This window comes from Aeromicrobium sp. Leaf350 (assembly GCF_916858655.1).
GTDB lineage: Bacteria > Actinomycetota > Actinomycetes > Propionibacteriales > Nocardioidaceae > Aeromicrobium.
This window is the reverse complement of the sequence record NZ_CAKASL010000001.1, coordinates 1,192,223-1,209,438: the sequence shown is the minus strand read 5'-3', so window position 1 is coordinate 1,209,438 and position 17,216 is coordinate 1,192,223. Positions and strand designations below refer to the sequence as shown.

General features: G+C 70.5%; 17 protein-coding genes. 13 read left to right on the top strand and 4 right to left on the bottom strand.

What is annotated here, in order from left to right:
* Positions 1-3: 3 nt before the first annotated feature.
* Positions 4-414 carry an NAD(+)--rifampin ADP-ribosyltransferase gene (arr, locus tag LO931_RS06130; RefSeq protein ID WP_229052397.1) on the bottom strand — a complete coding sequence of 137 codons (411 nt, stop codon included), beginning with the start codon at positions 412-414 and terminating at the stop codon, positions 4-6.
* Positions 415-480: 66 nt separating this feature from the next.
* Here arr and LO931_RS06125 point away from each other — a divergent pair, with 66 nt between their 5' ends.
* Complete coding sequence (locus tag LO931_RS06125; RefSeq protein ID WP_229052396.1) at positions 481-1,161, top strand: nitroreductase; 681 nt, start codon at positions 481-483, stop codon at positions 1,159-1,161.
* 86 nt (positions 1,162-1,247) lie between these two features.
* Here LO931_RS06125 and LO931_RS06120 read toward each other — a convergent pair whose 3' ends face one another.
* Together LO931_RS06120 and LO931_RS06115 are read right to left on the bottom strand one after the other, a co-directional pair.
* Positions 1,248-2,414 carry an acyl-CoA dehydrogenase family protein gene (locus LO931_RS06120; RefSeq protein WP_229052395.1) on the bottom strand — a complete coding sequence of 389 codons (1,167 nt, stop codon included), beginning with the start codon at positions 2,412-2,414 and terminating at the stop codon, positions 1,248-1,250.
* A gap of 32 nt (positions 2,415-2,446) precedes the next feature.
* Entirely contained in the window at positions 2,447-3,664 is a 1,218-nt protein-coding gene (locus LO931_RS06115) for an acyl-CoA dehydrogenase family protein (protein ID WP_229052394.1), read from the bottom strand.
* 140 nt (positions 3,665-3,804) lie between these two features.
* Between LO931_RS06115 and LO931_RS06110 the strand changes: the two genes are divergently transcribed.
* Genes LO931_RS06110 through LO931_RS06100 form a run of 3 tightly spaced genes read left to right on the top strand, consistent with a single transcriptional unit; the run spans position 3,805 to position 6,260 of the window.
* On the top strand, positions 3,805-4,644 hold the full coding sequence (locus LO931_RS06110) for an SDR family NAD(P)-dependent oxidoreductase (RefSeq protein ID WP_229052393.1): 840 nt from the start codon (positions 3,805-3,807) through the stop codon (positions 4,642-4,644).
* Between the two features lie 16 nt (positions 4,645-4,660).
* Entirely contained in the window at positions 4,661-5,821 is a 1,161-nt protein-coding gene (locus LO931_RS06105; RefSeq protein ID WP_229052392.1) for a thiolase family protein, read from the top strand.
* 13 nt (positions 5,822-5,834) lie between these two features.
* A complete protein-coding gene (locus LO931_RS06100; RefSeq protein ID WP_229052391.1) occupies positions 5,835-6,260 on the top strand; it encodes a DUF3237 domain-containing protein in 426 nt (141 codons plus the stop codon).
* 40 nt (positions 6,261-6,300) lie between these two features.
* Here the strand turns inward: LO931_RS06100 and LO931_RS06095 are convergent, their stop codons facing one another.
* Positions 6,301-6,933 carry a TetR/AcrR family transcriptional regulator gene (locus tag LO931_RS06095; protein WP_229052390.1) on the bottom strand — a complete coding sequence of 211 codons (633 nt, stop codon included), beginning with the start codon at positions 6,931-6,933 and terminating at the stop codon, positions 6,301-6,303.
* 87 nt (positions 6,934-7,020) lie between these two features.
* On the opposite strand from LO931_RS06095, the gene LO931_RS06090 reads away from it, so the two are divergent.
* From LO931_RS06090 to LO931_RS06050, 9 genes are all read left to right on the top strand, one after another.
* Positions 7,021-8,805 (top strand): NAD(P)/FAD-dependent oxidoreductase, encoded by a 1,785-nt coding sequence (locus LO931_RS06090; protein ID WP_229052389.1) that lies wholly within the window; start codon positions 7,021-7,023, stop codon positions 8,803-8,805.
* A gap of 29 nt (positions 8,806-8,834) precedes the next feature.
* A complete protein-coding gene (locus LO931_RS06085; protein ID WP_229052388.1) occupies positions 8,835-9,767 on the top strand; it encodes an SDR family NAD(P)-dependent oxidoreductase in 933 nt (310 codons plus the stop codon).
* A gap of 7 nt (positions 9,768-9,774) precedes the next feature.
* Positions 9,775-11,310, top strand: coding sequence for a class I adenylate-forming enzyme family protein (locus LO931_RS06080; protein WP_229052387.1), 1,536 nt, complete (start codon positions 9,775-9,777; stop codon positions 11,308-11,310).
* A gap of 93 nt (positions 11,311-11,403) precedes the next feature.
* Positions 11,404-12,420, top strand: coding sequence for a TIGR03617 family F420-dependent LLM class oxidoreductase (locus LO931_RS06075; RefSeq protein ID WP_229052386.1), 1,017 nt, complete (start codon positions 11,404-11,406; stop codon positions 12,418-12,420).
* Between the two features lie 36 nt (positions 12,421-12,456).
* On the top strand, positions 12,457-13,641 hold the full coding sequence (locus tag LO931_RS06070) for an ABC transporter substrate-binding protein (RefSeq protein WP_229052385.1): 1,185 nt from the start codon (positions 12,457-12,459) through the stop codon (positions 13,639-13,641).
* 85 nt (positions 13,642-13,726) lie between these two features.
* Positions 13,727-14,620 (top strand): branched-chain amino acid ABC transporter permease, encoded by an 894-nt coding sequence (locus LO931_RS06065; RefSeq protein WP_229052384.1) that lies wholly within the window; start codon positions 13,727-13,729, stop codon positions 14,618-14,620.
* Between the two features lie 5 nt (positions 14,621-14,625).
* Positions 14,626-15,669, top strand: coding sequence for a branched-chain amino acid ABC transporter permease (locus LO931_RS06060; protein ID WP_229052383.1), 1,044 nt, complete (start codon positions 14,626-14,628; stop codon positions 15,667-15,669).
* Positions 15,666-16,430: an ABC transporter ATP-binding protein gene (locus LO931_RS06055; protein ID WP_229052382.1), complete on the top strand. Its 765-nt coding sequence runs from the start codon at positions 15,666-15,668 to the stop codon at positions 16,428-16,430. Before LO931_RS06060 ends, LO931_RS06055 begins: the two co-directional genes overlap by 4 nt.
* Positions 16,427-17,161 (top strand): ABC transporter ATP-binding protein, encoded by a 735-nt coding sequence (locus LO931_RS06050; RefSeq protein WP_229052381.1) that lies wholly within the window; start codon positions 16,427-16,429, stop codon positions 17,159-17,161. The genes LO931_RS06055 and LO931_RS06050 overlap by 4 nt, the downstream gene beginning before the upstream one ends.
* Positions 17,162-17,216 lie beyond the last annotated feature (55 nt).

Sequence of the window (17,216 nt, the reverse complement as noted above, 5' to 3'; positions counted from 1 at the left end):
CGCTCAGTTGATGATCTCGCCGCGCTCGTCGGCGCGGAGCGCGACCAGGCGCTCGTGCCACTCCCGGAGCGCCTCGGGCGTCAGCCGGGTCCAGTCGTCCACCTCGCCGACGATCCTGACGGGCTCGCGGCTGCGGTAGGAGCGGGTCGGGTTGCCGGGGAACTTCTTGTCGGTCACGTTCGGATCGTCCTCGAACGCTCCGGTCGGCTCGACGACGAACACCCGTGGCGTGCCGTCGCCGGCCGCCAGCTCTGCGGCGAGCCCGGCTCCGGCCTGCAGCGCCGTGAAGTACACGTGGTTCATCACGACCTCGGGCCGGTAGTTCGAGCGGAATCCCGCCGTCAACAGGTCGCCGAGGCGGAGATCGGCCTTCGTGCCGTGGAAGAACGGTCCCTCGTCCAGGACGTCGGTCATCGCAGCAGCCTAGGCCGGGATGGGGCGTCCCGGGCTCGTTCGCAGCCGTTCGGGAGAAGATGACGCATGGACACCTACGCCGAGGTCGTGACGGGCCGCCGCAGCATCCGGGGATTCACGTCGGACCCGGTCCCGCGCGAGCTCATCGAGGAGATTCTCACGCTGGCCATGCGGGCGCCCTCCTCGCTCAACTCGCAGCCGTGGAGCTTCACCGTGGTCACGGGCGAGGTGCTGGACCGCATCCGCGCCGGCAACACCGAGCGCACCCTCGCCGGCGTGCCCGACTCGCGCGAGTTCCGCATGGGTGAGCCCTACACCGGGCAGCACCGCGAGCGGCAGGTCGAGATCGCCAAGCAGCTCTTCGGCGCGATGGGCATCGCGCGCGAGGACGCCGAGATGCGCCAGGACTGGGTGCTGCGCGGGTTCCGCCAGTTCGACGCCCCGGTCTCGATCGTCATCACCTACGACCGCGTGCTCTACGGCAACGACATCGCGACCTTCGACTGCGGGGCCGTGACCAACGCGCTCGTGAATGCCGCGTGGTCGCGCGGGCTGGGCTGCGTCATCAACAGCCAGGGCATCATGCAGTCGCCCGTGGTGCGCGAGCACGCCGGCATCGCCGACGACCAGGTGATCCAGACGTGCGTCGCGCTCGGCTGGCCGGACGAGACGTTCCCGGCGAACGCCGTGGTCTCGCGCCGCAAGTCCCTCGCCGAGGCCGCCACGTTCGTCGGCTTCGACGACTGACCCAGCCAGATGTGACGAGCATGGGCCCATTCTCCGTGCGGAGAACGGGCCCAAGCTGGATACATCTGGCGAGGGGCGGGGTGGGGTCAGCGGAAGGCGGCGTGCCCCGTGAGCTCCTTGCCGATGACGAGCTGGTGCACCTCGGAGGTGCCCTCGTAGGTCAGCACCGACTCCAGGTTGTTGGCGTGCCGCAGGATCGGGTACTCGCCGGTGATGCCGGCCGCGCCGAGCACGGTGCGGCACTCGCGCGCGATCGCGATCGCCTCGCGCACGTTGTTCAGCTTGCCGAGGCTGACCTGCGCGGGCCGCAGGTCGCCGGCGTCCTTGAGGCGTCCCAGGTGCAGCGCGAGCAGGGCCGCCTTGCCGACCTCGAGGGCGGCGTCGGCGAACTTCGCCTGCGTCAGCTGGAACCCGGAGAGGGGCCGCCCGAAGAGCTGGCGGTCCTCCGCGTAGGCGATCGCGGTCTCGAGGCAGTCGCGTGCGGCACCGACGGCGCCGAACACGATGCCGAACCGCGCCTCGTTGAGGCAGGCAAGCGGTCCGGAGAGGCCCTTGGCCTCGGGCAGCATCGCCGACTGCGGCAGCCGCACGTCCTCGAGCACGAGCTCGGAGGTGACCGACGCGCGGAGCGAGAGCTTGCCCTTCAGCGTGACCGCGCTGAAGCCGGGGGTGTCGGTCGGCACGACGAAGCCCCGAACGCCGTCCTCGGTCTGCGCCCAGACCACGGCGACGTCGGCGACGGAACCGTTGGTGATCCACATCTTGTTGCCGCGCAGGATCCAGTCGTCACCGTCGCGGCGGGCCCGGGTCTTCATCGCGCCGGGGTCGGAGCCGACGTCGGGCTCGGTCAGGCCGAAGCAGCCGATCGCGTCGCCCGCGGCCATGCGCGGCAGCCACTCGGACTTCTGTTCCTCGGAGCCGAACCGCCAGATCGCGAACATCGCCAGCGATCCCTGCACCGAGACGAGCGAGCGGATGCCGGAGTCGACGGCCTCGAGCTCGAGGCACGCCATGCCGTAGGCGGTCGCGCTGGCGCCGGCGCAGCCGTAACCGGTCAGGTGCATGCCGAGCACCCCGAGGGAGCCGAGCTCCTTCGCGAGCTCGCGGGCAGGGATGTCGCCGTCCTCGAACCAGGTGGGGACGTGCGGACGCAGGCGGTCGTCGCCGAAGCGGCGCACGGTCGCGGCGATGGCACGCGTCTCCTCGTCGACCAGGGAGTCGATGGAGAACAGGTCGAACGGGGTGGTGGGCATGGTGGTCCTTCCGGGAGACGACAGCAAAGGTATCAAAGCGAGCGCTTGGTTGGTGCAGCGGCGGGGACGGGTGTCCGGGGGAGGCCCAGGACGCGCTCCGCGACGATCGTGCGCATGATCTCGTCGGTGCCGCCGCCGATGCGCAGGCCCTCGAGGCTCAGGGCGAGCTGGTGCCAGGCGAACTCCGGGTCGCGGCGCACCGTCATGCGCTCGTCGAGGAGGTCGTGGGCGGTCTGCGCGACACGGCCGAGGTTGTCGGTCAGCAGCAGCTTCGACATCGACATCTCCGGGCCGGGGCCGCCGTTCGCCCGGGCCAGGAACTCCTGCGTCATCGCGGCGGCGGAACGTCCGCGGACCAGGATGTCGCCGAGCGCGTCGAGCGTGGCCGAGTCCTCGCCCAGCCCCTCGTCGCGGGCGAGTCGGGCGAGCTGGTCGAGCAGGACCAGGTCGATGCCGCCGTCGGTGCCGATGACGGCGCGCTCGAAGCGCATCGTCGTCATGATGACCGACCAGCCCTGTCCGACCTCGCCCACGCGGCGGTGGTCCGGGACGCGTGCCCCGTCGAGGAAGACCTCGCTGAAGGAGGCGCCGCCGGTCATCTGGCGGATGGGTCGCACCTCGATGCCCGGCTGGTCCATGTCGATGAGGAAGGCCGTGAGACCGGCGTTGCGCCGCGATCCCGGCTCGGTGCGGGCAAGCAGCAGCCCCACCTCGCTGTAGTGCGCTCCGGACGTCCAGACCTTCTGACCGTCCACGACCCACTCCTGGCCGTCGAGCCGGGCTCGCGTGCGGGCCGCGGCCATGTCGGACCCGGCGCCGGGCTCGGAGAAGAGCTGGCAGGCGACCAGGTCGGTGCGTCGCAGCGGGCGCAGCATCTCGGCGGCGAGGGCCGGGTCCGCGTGCTCGAGGAGCGCGGGGCACAGGATGCCGACGCTGAACCGGGTGTACGCCTCGTCCGGCACGTCGAAGAGTCGCTCCACCCCGCGGTAGGCGTCCGCGTAGGCGGGCGGGAGGTCGCGTCCGCCGTGGGCGCCGGGGCCGTCGACCCAGCCGAAGCCGGCGTCGAACGTCGTCTTGCGCCAGGCGAGCGCCTCGGCCAGCTCGCGCTCCTCGACCTCGCGCGGCTTCTCGGGGAGGACGCTGTAGGTCGGCTCGAGCGAGGCGTCGTGCGTCGCGCGCTTCTGGTGCGCACCGACGAAGTCGAGCGCCTCGCGGGTGAAGTCCTCGAGGGAGGGGGTGGGGGTGCTCATCGCGGCCCTTCTGTCGGCATAGGACGTGTGCTACGTTACAAGCCAAGCGCTTGCTTGGCTACTGCGCGCCGGTGGTGCGCGGTCGTCCGAGGCGGCGACACACGACAGGGCCGGCCCACGCCGAGCCGACGGAGGATGCGATGACCGGACGGTACGAGGGTCGAGCCGTGCTCGTCGTCGGCGGCGGTGCCGCCGGCCCGGACGCCCTGGGGGCGAACGGCGCGCAGATCGCTCTGCGGCTCGCCGCCGAGGGGGCGCGGATCGCCGTGTCCGACGTCGACCTCGACCGTGCCCAGGCCACCGTCACCGCCTCCGGCCGCGACGACGCCGTCGCCCTGCAGTCGGACGCGGGCGACGTCGAGTCGTGCCGCTCGCTCGTCAGCCGCGCCGAGGAGGCGATCGGTCCGCTGGACCTGGTCGTCTGCAACGTCGGCATCACGGGCCGCTACCCCGGCCGCACCCAGACCGTCGAGGACTGGCAGCTCGTCAACGACGTCAACGTCCGTTCGCACTGGCTCGTCGCGCAGAGCGCGCTGCCGGGCATGCTCGAGCGCGGCCAGGGCTCGTTCGTCTTCGTGACCTCGATCGCCGGCATCATCTCGAGCGGCTACTCGCTCTCGTACGAGGCGTCCAAGGCTGCGCTCCTCGCGGTCTCGCGCCACTTCGGGGTGCGGTACGCCGAGCGCGGCATCCGCTCCAACGCGGTCGCGCTGGGCGTGATCGACACCGACATGGTGCGGCACGGCTTCGGCGACGACGAGGCCAAGCGCATCGGTCGCGACCTGATGCAGCCGATGCGTCGCCAGGGCCGTCCGGACGAGGCGGCGGCCGCCGTCGCCTTCCTCGGATCGGACGAGGCCGCTTTCATCACGGGCCAGTGCCTCGTCATCGACGGGGGACGCACGGCCGACGGACGGTACGACGCCCGCTACGCGGCGGCAGCCAAGGACGGCTCGCTCGCCTCGGGCGACCACTCATGAGGAAGAGGTAGGAAACATGCGCGAGACCGTGGTGCAAGGGGTCGGCATGACCCCGTTCGGCCGGTTCGAGGACGTCAGCCTGAAGGATCTCTCGGCGCGGGCCATCAACGCCGCGTTCGAGGACGCGGGCGTCGGCTGGAACGACGTCCAGGCGGTGTTCTTCGGCAACGTCGCGGCCGGCGTCATGTACGGCCAGCACTCGATCCGCGGCGAGACGGTGACGCACCACATGGGTGCTCCCGCGCTGCCGGTCACGAACGTCGAGAACGCCTGCGCGTCGGGCGCGAACGCCTTCCACCTCGGGTGGAGCGCGGTCGCCGGTGGTCAGTACGACACGGTCCTCGTCGTCGGTGCTGAGAAGCTGTACTCCTCCGACAAGCAGAAGAGCTTCTCGGCCTTCATGGGCGGGATGGACGTCGACTACATGGACATCGGCGAGGGAGCCGGCGTCAGCCGCAGCCCCTTCATCGACCGGTACGCCAAGGTCGCCGACCTGCTGCTCAACGAGCGCGGACTGACCCCCGAGGCGTTCGCGCAGGTCGCCTCGAAGGCGCACTACAACGGCTCGCTCAATCCGCTCGCGCAGCGCCGCACCCCGATGAGCCCGGAGGAGATCCTCGCCTCGCGCTCGGTGCTCGGACCGCTGACGGTCCTGATGTGCTCGCCCGTCGGTGACGGTGCCGCGGCCGCGATCATCTCCGCGCCGACGAGCCCGGGCGGGGTGCGCATCCGCGCCTCGCAGATGCGCTCGCTCTCGGCCGACAGCACCGGTCCGTCCGACTCGCACGAGTACTCGGCCGCGGCCGCGTGGGAGCAGGCGGGGCTCGGGCCCGAGGACATGGACTTCGCCGAGCTGCACGACGCGACGACCCCGGGCGAGATCGTCTCGTGGGTCGAGTCGGGCCTGTGCCGACCGGGTGACGAGATGAAGTGGGTCGAGACGGGCCACACGACGCTGAAGGGCGACCTCCCGGTCAACCCCTCCGGCGGGCTCGTCGCCAAGGGTCACCCGATCGGCGCCACCGGTGTGGCGCAGGTCTACGAGGCCGTCACGCAGCTGCGTGGCCTGGCCGGCGCCCGTCAGGTCGCCGGTGCTCGTCGCGCGTTCGTCCAGTGCGGCGGCGGACTCATCAAGGGCACGACCGCCGTGTCGGCCGCCCACGTGCTCGAGATCTAGGAGAAGAAGACATATGGAGCTGGTCCCTTTCTGCACGCTCACCGCCAACCCGATCGCGAAGCCCGACTTCGCGGGGCAGACGCCCCTGGGTCAGCGGATCGTCGTCGGCATCACCGACGGCCGCCTCGAGGGCGAGCGCCTCTCCGCCTCCCAGCGGGGCGAGTCGGCGGCCGACTGGCTGCTGATCGGCCCGGACGGCACGGCGATCCCGGACGTCCGCATGGCCCTCAAGACCGACGACGGGGCCTTCGTCTACATGACGTACCAGGGCCGCGGCGACGCGTCGGGCGGCATGAACGGCGCCACGATGTACACCGCGATCACCTTCGAGGTCGCGGACGAGCGCTACACGTGGCTGAACTCCAGCCTGTTCGTCGGCAAGGGCTCGATCGACACCACGGCCGGCCAGGTGCGCTACGACGTGTACGAGCTGCGCTGAGACCTGCCGGTCCCAGCACCCGCCTTCGCGGCGCGATCGGTCAAGATCGCGCCGCGAAGCCGCTCATGAAGATGTTGGCCATGTCGTCGGCGAGCGCCTCGACGCTGACCTTGCCCTCGGGGCGGAACCAGCGCGCCGTGCCGCTGACCGAGGCCATGACGGTGCGGTAGCAGATCGTCGCGTCGACCTCGGAGCTCAGCGACCCCTCGGCGACGCCGCGCTCGATGACGTCGAGCCAGATCGCCTGGCACTCCGCGAGCGACTCCTCCATGAAGGGGAACGTCTCCGACAGGTAGGTCCAGTCGTTGAGCATGACCCGCAGCGCCAGCGCGCACTCGTCGAGCAGCAGCACCGACGCGCGGACCAGTCCGCGGGTCGCCTTCGTCGCGTCGGGCTCGCTGTCGACGACCTCGCGGTATCGCTGGAGCAGGGTGGTCCAGTAGTCCGCCAGCAGCTCCTCGACCATCGACTCCTTCGAGGTGAAGTGGTGGTACAGGCTGCCGGACTGGATGCCGGCGGCATCGGCGATGTCGCGGATCGTCGTCGCCAGGAAGCCGCGCTCGGCGAAGAGCTCGCTCGCGATCGCGATGAGCTCACCGCGGCGGTCGCGGCCACCCCCTCGCTTGGGGCGGGCCGCCACGTCGGCCTTGGTGGCCGCATCGGTACTCGTCATGCCGAGCAGTGTAAACACACCGGGCCGCCCTAGCGCTTGATCAATTTACTCTCGACAAACCAACCTATCACTTGCTAGGTTAACGCCGTGACGACCGATGACACCCGAGAAGCGATCGAGCGCGGCAGCCGCGCGCTGCACGAGTTCGAGAGCTGGCTCGACCAGCTGCGCGAGGCGGTGAGCTCGCCCGCGCCCCGCGACTTCGCGATGCTCTTCGCCGCGGACGGCTACTGGATCGACTACCTCGCCTTCACCTGGCGGTACCGCACGTTCGCGGGTCGCGACGAGATCACCGACGCCTTCGGCCGGACCTCCGAGGAGGCCCGCATGAAGTCGATCGAGCTGTCGTCGCGGCGCCCGCCGCCCAAGATCGCGCGCCGGTCCGGCGTCGACGTCCTGGAGGGCTTCTACGACTACGAGACGACCGCGGGCCGCGGCACGGCGTACGTGCGGCTGCGCATCGACGGTCCCGAGCCGACCGTCTGGGTCATGCTCACGACCCTCCAGGAGCTGCACGGCTTCCCGGTCCGCACGGGCGTCGACCGCCCGAAGGGCCGCGAGCACGGCGCGGGCACGGAGAACTGGCTCGACCGGCGGACCAAGGAGCAGCGCTTCGACGACCGCGACCCGCAGGTCGTCGTCATCGGCGGCGGTCACGGCGGCCTGGTGCTCGGCGCGCGCCTGCGTCAGATGGGCGTGGACGCGCTCGTCATCGAGCGCAACGAGCGCGTCGGCGACAACTGGCGCCACCGCTACCACTCGCTGACCCTGCACAACGAGGTCGCGACCAACACGCTCCCGTACATGCCGTACCCCGAGACCTGGCCGGCGTTCCTGCCGAAGGACAAGCTCGCCCACTGGCTCGAGTCCTACGCCGAGGCGATGGAGCTCAACGTCTGGACGGGCTCGGAGGTCGTGACGGGTGCCCGTGACGACGAGACGGGCCAGTGGTCGCTGACCGTCCGTCGCCCCGACGGCGAGGTGCAGATCACGACCCCGCACGTGGTGCTGGCGACAGGCGGCCACAGCGGCGTCCCGAAGGTGCCCACGATCGACGGGCTCGACGACTTCGCCGGCCGCAGCATGCACTCCACGTCCTACCGCTCGGGCACGGACCACGCCGGCGAGTCGGTCGTCGTGTTCGGCACCGGCAGCAGCGCGCACGACATCGCGCAGGACCTGCACGAGAACGGCGCCCGCGTCACGATGGTGCAGCGCAACCCGTCAGCCGTCATCAGCCTCGATCCCTGCGGCACGATGGTCTACGCGGCCTACTCCGACGAGCTCGATCCCACGGACGTCGACTTCGTGCAGGCCGCGACGCCCTACCCGATGCTCAAGGACACCTACCAGTGGCTCACGCGCAAGACGTGCGACCTGGACCGTGACCTGATCGACGGGCTCGAGAAGGCGGGCTTCCGCACCGACTTCGAGCCCGACCAGACCGGCTTCCACATGAAGTACCTCCGCAAGGGCGGCGGCTACTACATCAACGTCGGGTGCTCGGACCTGATCATCGACGGCAGCATCTCGGTGCGCCAGGCGGCCGACATCCGGACCGTCGAGGCCGGCGGTGTCCGCATGCTCAGCGGCGAGCTGCTCGAGGCCGACTCGATCATCCTGGCCACCGGCTACGAGAACCAGCAGGAGGGCGTCCGCCTGCTCTTCGGCGACGAGGTCGCCGACCGCGTCGGTCGCATCTGGGGGTTCGACGAGAACCACATCATGGAGAACATGTGGGTCCGCACGGCCCAGGACGGCTTCTGGGTCATGGGCGGATCGCTCATGGAGGCGCGGCTCTACTCGACCTACCTGGCCCTGCAGATCCGCGCGGATCTTCAGGGTGTCCTGCCCCGTCACGGCCTGGCCTGACCCGCACCGCATCATCACGGAGGAAACCCATGTCCGCACTCTCCCTCGCGAACCGCGTCGCGGTCGTCACCGGTGCCGGCGGCGGCCTCGGTCGCGCCTACGCCCTCGAGCTGGCCCGCGGCGGCGCCGTCGTCGTCGTCAACGACACCGGCGGTTCGGTCGACGGCACCGCCGGCTCGACCACGCCCGCCCAGGCGGTCGTGGACGAGATCGAGGCCGCCGGTGGCCGGGCCGTCGCGTCGACCGACTCGGTCGCCACCGTCGAGGGCGGCGAGGCCATCGTGGCCACGGCCGTCGAGACCTTCGGCCGCATCGACGTCGTCGTGAACAACGCCGGCATCCTGCGCGACAAGAGCTTCGCCAAGCTCGACTGGGACGACTTCCGTGCCGTGCACGACGTGCACCTGCGCGGTGCCGCGTACGTGAGCCGTCCGGCGTTCCGCCACATGCAGGAGCAGGGCTACGGCCGCCTCGTGTTCATCGCCTCGAACGCGGGCACCTTCGGCAACTTCGGACAGGCGGCCTACGGCTCGGCCAAGACCGGGGTCATCGGTCTGTCCAACGTCCTGGCGATCGAGGGGGCGCGGGCCGGGGTGCTCAGCAACGTCGTGTGCCCCATCGCGCGCACCCGCATGACCGAGGCGATCCTCGCCGGCGACCCGGAGGACGCGGACGCCTTCGGCGCCGAGCACGTGGCCCCGCTGGTCGCCTACCTCTCGAGCGAGGCGTGCCACGAGACCCACATGGTCTTCTCCGCGGGTGCCGGGCACTTCGCCCGCGTCACGACCGGACTGACGAGCGGCTGGGGAGGCTCGGGCGACAAGCCCGCCACGGTCGAGGACATCGCGCTGCACATCGAGCAGATCCTCGATCCGTCCGACGTCGCTCACCCCCTGTCCGCGGCCGACGAGCTGCAGCTGCTGGGCGAGCGGCGCGAGGCGCTCCGCACGCACGGAGGCTGAGGCCCGGATGGACACGCTGCGCGACGTCCTGCTGCGCTGTCGTGAGTTCGGCGACCGCGTGGCGGTGCGAGCGGGCGAGCACGAGCGGAGCTACGCCGACCTGCTGGACCGCGCGTCCCGCCTGGCGCGGCACCTCGCGGGACTCGGCGTCGCACCCGGCGACCGGGTCGCGGTCATGGTGGAGGACGGCCTGCGCAGCCTCGAGCCGCACCTCGCGACCACGCTCGCCGGTGCCGTGGTGGTGCCGGTCAACGCCCGGTTCCGCGAGCACGAGCTCGCCCACATCCTGCGCGACTGTGACGCCGCCGCGATCGTCCACACGAGCGGCGTGGCCGGTGTCGTGGACTCCTGCGAGGCGGCCACGGGACTCGTGCGCGTCTGCACGGGCGGAGGGGACGGCGCCGAGACCGACGCGGCCTACGAGTCCGTCGTGACCACGGGCTCGGCCGAGCCGCCGGACGTCGGGCCGTCGCCCGGCGACCTCGCGATGATCGGCTACACGAGCGGCACGACGGGCAACCCCAAGGGCGCGATGATGTCGCACGCAGGTGGGCTCGCCGCGATGCGGACGAACCAGGTGGCCTTCCGCGTGGTGCCGTACGGCGAGGGTGCGTTCTCCGGATCGATCTCGTTCACCGCCCTGATGTGGGCATTCGTGTACCCGCACCTCTCCGTGGGGGCGAGCATCGACTTCCTGCAGCCAGGGCTGACCTTCGACCGGTGGTTCGACCGGATGGAGCAGCACGGCAGCACCTTCACGTTCGTGCCGACGCCGTACATGGACGGCTTCGCCGAGCACGCCGCCCGACGGCCCGCCGCGATCGCCCGGCTCGCGGGCGTGTGCCACTCGGCCTCGCCCGCGACGCCCGAGCAGCGCGAGGCGATGGTCGCCGTGCTGGGCGCCGCCTACGTCGAGTCCTACGGGGCGACCGAGACCCTGGCGGCGGTCGCCGCCACGACCCGGCTGGACGCCGACGGCTCGAGCGGGGCGGAGGCGCCGTTCAGCACGATCGGTCGGCCGCTCGCACCCTCGTCGGTGGTCGTCGTGGGCGAGGACGGCGACGTCCTGCCACCGGGCGAGGTGGGCGAGATCGTCGTCGACTCGCCCTGCCTGTTCGTGGGCTACTGGGGCAACGAGGCAGCCACCCGGGCTGCGCTGCGCGACGGTCGCTACTTCACGGGCGACCTCGGCCACGTCGACGAGCGCGGCTTCGTCTACGTCGACGGCCGGCAGGCCGACCTGATCATCAGCGGCGGCATGAACGTGTACCCGGCCGAGGTCGAGCGCGTCCTGGCGCAGCTCGACGGGGTCGCGGACGTGGCGGTCGTCGGGGTGCCCCACGACCGGTGGGGGGAGTCGGTCTGTGCCGTCGTGGTGCGGGCCGCGGGATCGAGCCTCGACGAGGCCGCCGTGGTCGACCACGCGCTGTCCCGCCTGGCGAGCTACAAGAAGCCCACGCGCGTGGAGTTCGTGGACGAGCTGCCCCGCAACGCCAACCTCAAGGTGCTCAAGTCGGTGCTCCGCACCGACCTCGTCCGCTAGGTCGTCGCACCGCCGGACTGTGCTTGACATCACACCGGGGACCGTGTTCTATATCACCCAAGCAATCGCTTGGTTCAATCGAAGGGACTGACAGTGCGCATCGACACCACGCTGCTGGACAAGGACATCATCGCGTCCGGCGACAAGGCGGTGGCGGCCGAGCTCGCCGGCCACGACACGGCCTGGTGCACCGAGACCGGTCTGGACGTCTTCCTCCAGGCCTACGAGGTCACGCGCCGCACCTCGACGATCGGTGTCGGCACCGCGATCGCGGTCGCCCTGGCCCGCACGCCGATGACCGTGGCCTACTCGGCCTGGAACATCGCCGGCGTCGCCGACGGTCGCTTCACCCTCGGTCTCGGCAGCCAGGTCAAGCCCCACATCGAGCGCCGCTACAGCATGCCGTGGCACAGCCCCGTCGGGCAGATGCGCGAGTTCGTGCTCGCCCTCCGCGCGATCTGGGAGAGCTGGCGGACCGGTGAGCGCCTCACCTTCGAGGGCGAGTACTACACGCACACGCTGATGTCGCCGTTCTGGGCGCCGAAGCCGCACGACCACCACATCCCGATCCACCTCGCGGCCGTCGGCCCGAAGATGGTCGAGATGGCGGCCGAGGTCGCCGACGGCATCCTGCTGCACTCGTTCACGAACCCGGCCTACCTCGAGAAGGTCACCTGGCCGGCGCTCGAGCGGGGCCTCGCGAAGTCGGGTCGCACGATCGACGACATCGAAATCTCGCTGCCGATCTTCATGGCCATCGGCGACACCGAGCAGGAGCTCCAGGAGCGTCGCGCGCAGATCGCCGCGCAGCTCGGCTTCTACGGATCCACGCCGGCCTACGGCCCGGTCTTCGAGGCCATCGGCTACGAGGACCTGCAGCCGGAGCTCACGGCCATGTCCAAGTCGAACCGGTGGGACGAGATGGCCTCGGTCATGCCGGACGACTTCATCGACCACTTCTCGGTGACGGGACGTCCAGAGGACATCCCGGCGCTCGCGAAGAAGCACTTGGGGGACAACGTCAAGCGGACGTCGTCGTACTACGGATGGCCCGTGGACGACCCCGCTCGGCTCAGCTCGATCTTCGACACCTTTCGACAGGAGCAGTGAGTGATGAGTAAGAACATCTCGCGAGGCGCAATCGCCATGACCATGGCAGGTGCGCTCCTTCTCGGGGCGTGCGGCGGTGGGTCCGACGACTCGGGCGAGGCGTCCGAGACCGTCAAGATCGGCGTCGTGCTCCCCTTCACGGGCGTGCAGGCCACGATCGCCGAGCTCGAGGGCCAGGGCGCGCGCGTCGCGGCCGACCTGATCAACGCCGACGGCGGCGTCGACGGCAAGTGGAAGATCGAGCTCGTCGAGGTCGATGACCAGCTCGACCCGGGCCGCAGCGCCACGGTCATGCGCGACCTCAACGACCAGGACGTGTCCCTGGCGATCGGCGGCCAGACCTCCGACCTCTGCAAGTCCTCGGCCGAGGCGTCGCAGCGGTTCAACATGACCTTCATCGGTGCGCACTGCACGTCGCCCACCCTGGTCGACCCGCCCATCACGCCGAACTTCTTCATGATCGGGCAGCAGATGCCCGACCTCGCCGACGCGATCGGCAAGGGGCTCGCCGAGCGCTACCCCGACATCGAGACCTGGGACGTCGTCACCTACGACGTCGAGGCGATGCGCCAGTCGTGGGACGTCGCCAAGGCCTCCATGGAGGAGGAGCTCGGCCGCACCATCGAGGTCGGCGAGCAGTACGCCGTCCCGGTCAGCGCCACCACGATGCGCAACGAGATCTCGGGCCTGGAGGCCACGGGTGACAAGTCCAAGCGCGGACTGTTCCTCGGCATCTACGGCGCCGGCACCACGAGCTTCATCCAGCAGGCCGCGCCCACGGGTCTGATCGACCAGTACGGCGTCATCGCCCAGACCGGCGTCTACTGGCCGACCGCCACGGCGCTCGACGGCACCGCGCCCTCGATCTACAACGTGCACGACTACTTCTACGCGTGCCAGGAGACCGAGGAGAACACGGCGTTCGTCGAGGCCTTCGAGAAGGCGACCGGCGAGAAGCCCGACACGGGTGCCTACCAGGGCTACGTCGCGATCAAGCTGCTCGAGGCCGCGATCACCAAGGCCGGCTCGACCGACAGCGCCGAGGTCCAGAAGGCGCTCGAGGGCATCGAGATCGAGACGCCCAAGGGCACGACGATGACGGTCGGCAAGGACTCGCACCACGGCGCCGGTGGCGTCACGACCGCGACGCTCGTCGGCGACCCGAACGCGCCGCAGGGCGTGGCCATCGACGACTGCACGGTCGTCCCCGCCAAGAAGTAGTTCCTCCCCGCCGGCCGTGACCTCCCGAGGTCACGGCCGGCGAGGCCCACCCCCACTCCGTCCTCCCCCCACGAAAGAGACGTCGGTGAACGATCTCCTCACGATCCTCGTCACAGGACTGGCCCAAGGCGTGCCGATCTTCATCGTCGCCAGCGGCCTCACGCTGATCTACGGCGTGCTGCACGTCCTCAACTTCGCGCACGGTGGCTTCTTCCTCATCGGCGCCTTCATCCTGACCTCGACCATCCAGGGCGGCAGCCTCGGCTCGTTCTTCGGTGCCGTGCTGATCGCCGGACTCGGCGTCATGATCGTCGGCATCGTCAGCGAGCTGCTGGTGTTCCGGCCCCTCTACAAGGCCGGGCCGACCGTCAGCTTCCTGGGCGCCTTCGCGCTGTTCCTGGCGCTGCTCGGCCTCGCGATCGTCGTGTGGGGCACCAACCCCCGCACCGTGCGCTACCCCGACGCCCTCGACGGCTCGTTCACGGTCGCGGGTGCCCGCATCGGCGAGTACGACGTCGCGATGGTCGTCCTCGGCGGCGTGATCGCCGTCGGACTCTGGCTGCTGCTGTCCAAGACCTCGCTCGGCATGCGGGTGCGGGCCGTCTCGCACGACCGCACCATGGCGCTGGCGCTCGGCATCCGCGTGGGCCGCGTCTCGACCACGGTCTTCGCGATCGGCGCGTTCCTGGCCGGCGTGGCCGGCGCCCTGATCGCCCCGGTGTCCTCGATCGACGAGGGCCTCGCGCTCAGCACCGACTACATGCTTCCGGCGTTCATCGTCATCATCGTCGGCGGACTCGGCTCGGTGCCGGGCGCGCTCGTCGCGGCGATGGCGCTCGGCGTGCTGGAGAGCGTCATCTTCCGTGCCGCGCCCGATCTCAGCGGGTTCAGCTACTACCTCGTGGTCGCGCTGTTCCTGATGTTCCGTCCCCAGGGCCTGTTCGGCTCGTCCTCCCGATCCATCCAGATGGCCAGGTGACCTCGATGACCGTCCTCGAACGACTTCCGCTCGTGTCACGATCCGGGCTCCACGTGCTGATCGGCTTCGCCGCCGTGGCCATGGTCATGCCCCTGCTCTTCTCGGGCAGCCAGCTCTTCACCTGGACCACCGCGCTGGCCTGGGTGCTGTTCGCCACGGCCACCAGCGTGCTGTTCGGCTGGACCGGCCTGCTCTCCTTCGGCCAGGCCGCGTTCTTCGGCATGGGCGCCTACACGATGGCCCTGCTCTACGAGCGCGACCCGGAGATGTCCGGATTCGTCATGCTGGTCGTCGCGGCCCTGGTCGCCGGCGTGGTGGCGGCGCTGTTCGCGCTGTTCGCCCTGCGCACCAGCGGCGCGGAGTTCGCGATCCTCACGCTCGTGCTGGCCCAGGTGCTGTGGCTCCTGACCTACCGGGTCGACTGGCTCAACGGCGAGGAGGGCTTCCACGGGCTGTTCGGCGTCAAGATCCTCGGCGGACCGCTGACCTCCGACCTGCAGCTCTGGTACTACACGACCGCCGTGGTCGGCGTCTGCGTCTGGCTGCTGTGGCTGCTCAGCCGCTCGACGGCCGGACAGGCGATGCGCGCCGTGCGCGACGACCCGTGGCGGGCCGCTGCGCTCGGCATCCGGGTGCGACGCGTGCAGGTCAGCGCGTTCGCCGTCAGCGCCGCGTTCTCGGCCGTGGCCGGTGCGCTCATCGCGCAGGGCCAGGGCGTCGTCAGCCCGGGCATGCTGACCTTCGCCATCTCGGGCGAGATCCTCGTCGCCTGCCTCATCGGCGGCACCAGCAAGTTCATCGGCCCCGTCATCGGCGCGGTCGTGCTGATCTGGTCGCAGACGCTGATGAGCAACATCTTCCACGAGTCGAACATCTTCGTCGGCCTGCTGCTGCTGGTCATCGTCATCGCCCTCCCGGGCGGCTTCGTCTCGCTGCCGGGCCGGCTCGCCGGTCGACGCCGCAGACGGCCCGCCAAGGGCGAGAGTGCTCCACCGCCGAGTGGTGCCGCCACCGCGTCCGACGACCTGGTCGAGGAGGGTGTCCGATGAGCCCCATCGTGGTCCTGGAAGGCGTCGGCAAGTCGTACGGCGGCGTGCCGGCCGTGACCGACGTGAACCTGGAGGTCGCCGAGGGCGAGCGCCTGGCCATCATCGGTCCGAACGGTGCGGGCAAGTCGACGCTGTTCGGCACGATCGCGGGCGAGCACCGTCCGACGACCGGCCGGGTCACGTTCGACGGCCGCGACGTGACGCGTCACCGCTCCTCGAGCCGCGCGATGGCCGGCATGAGCCGCACCTTCCAGGTCGCGCGCCTCTTCCCGACCATGAGCGTGCGCGACAACCTCTTCATGGCGGCCCTCACGGGTCAGCGCCGCGGCATCAAGTTCTGGGACATGTTCTCGGGACACCGCGAGGTGCACGAGCGGGTCGACCGGGCGATGGAGGACTCCTCGCTCACCGAGCTCGCCGACGCGCAGGCCTCCGCCCTGGCGCAGGGTGCCCGCAAGACGCTGGAGATGGCGATGGCCATCGTCCAGGAGCCGCGGATCCTGCTGCTCGACGAGCCGACCGCGGGCATGGGCTACGAGGACGCGCGTGCGGCCACGACCCAGCTCAAGCGCATGCTGGACGGGCGTCGCGACATGACGATCATCCTGACCGCGCACGACATGGACGTCATCCACTCGCTCGCCGAGCGGGTCGTGCTGATGGCGAACGGCCAGGTCGTGCTCGAGGGCACGCCGCGCGAGGTCGCCGAGCACGAGACCACCAAGGCCCTGTATCTCGGGCACGGAGGAGGAGCAGCATGAGCACGACCCCCGGAGCCCCGGTCCTGTCCGCGACCGGGCTCGACGCTTGGTACGGCGCCGCGCAGGCGCTCTTCGACGTCGACGTGCGGGTCGAGCCCGGCGAGGTCGTCGGCCTGCTGGGCCGCAACGGCGCCGGCAAGAGCACGACCTTCAACGCGATCATGAACCTGCAGGTGCGCTCGACCGGCAGCATCGAGCTCGACGGCACGCCGATCTCGACGAGATCAGCGGACTCCATCGCGCGCGCCGGTGTGGGCTGGGTGCCGGAGGACCGGCGTATCTTCACCAACCTGACGGTGCGCGAGAACCTCGAGCTGGCGAAGTTCGCGGCCGGCACCCGCGACCCGGTGACGGTCGACGAGCTGCTCGCCTCGCTGCCGCTGCTCGACAAGCTGATCGGTCGCAAGGGCAACCAGCTCAGCGGTGGTGAGCAGCAGCTCGTCGCCGTGGCTCGCGCGCTCGTGTCGCGGCCCCGGCTGCTGCTGCTCGACGAGCCCACCGAGGGTCTCGCCCCCCTGATCGTCGAGGGCATCGCCGAAGCGATCCAGCGGCTGCCGCAGATGTTCGACGTCGCGATCCTCGTCGCCGAGCAGAACCTGCCGTTCGTGACCGACCTGACGAGCCGCGTCTACGTCCTGGAGACCGGTCGGGTCGTCCACGAGGGCCCGACCGACGCGTTCTCGCGCGACGCCGCCCTCCAGGAGCGCTACCTCTCCATCTCCATCGCCTGACCCCGCCGAGGGTCGAGCCTCGGCGAACAGCCTCACGAACGGCGACAGGGCACGG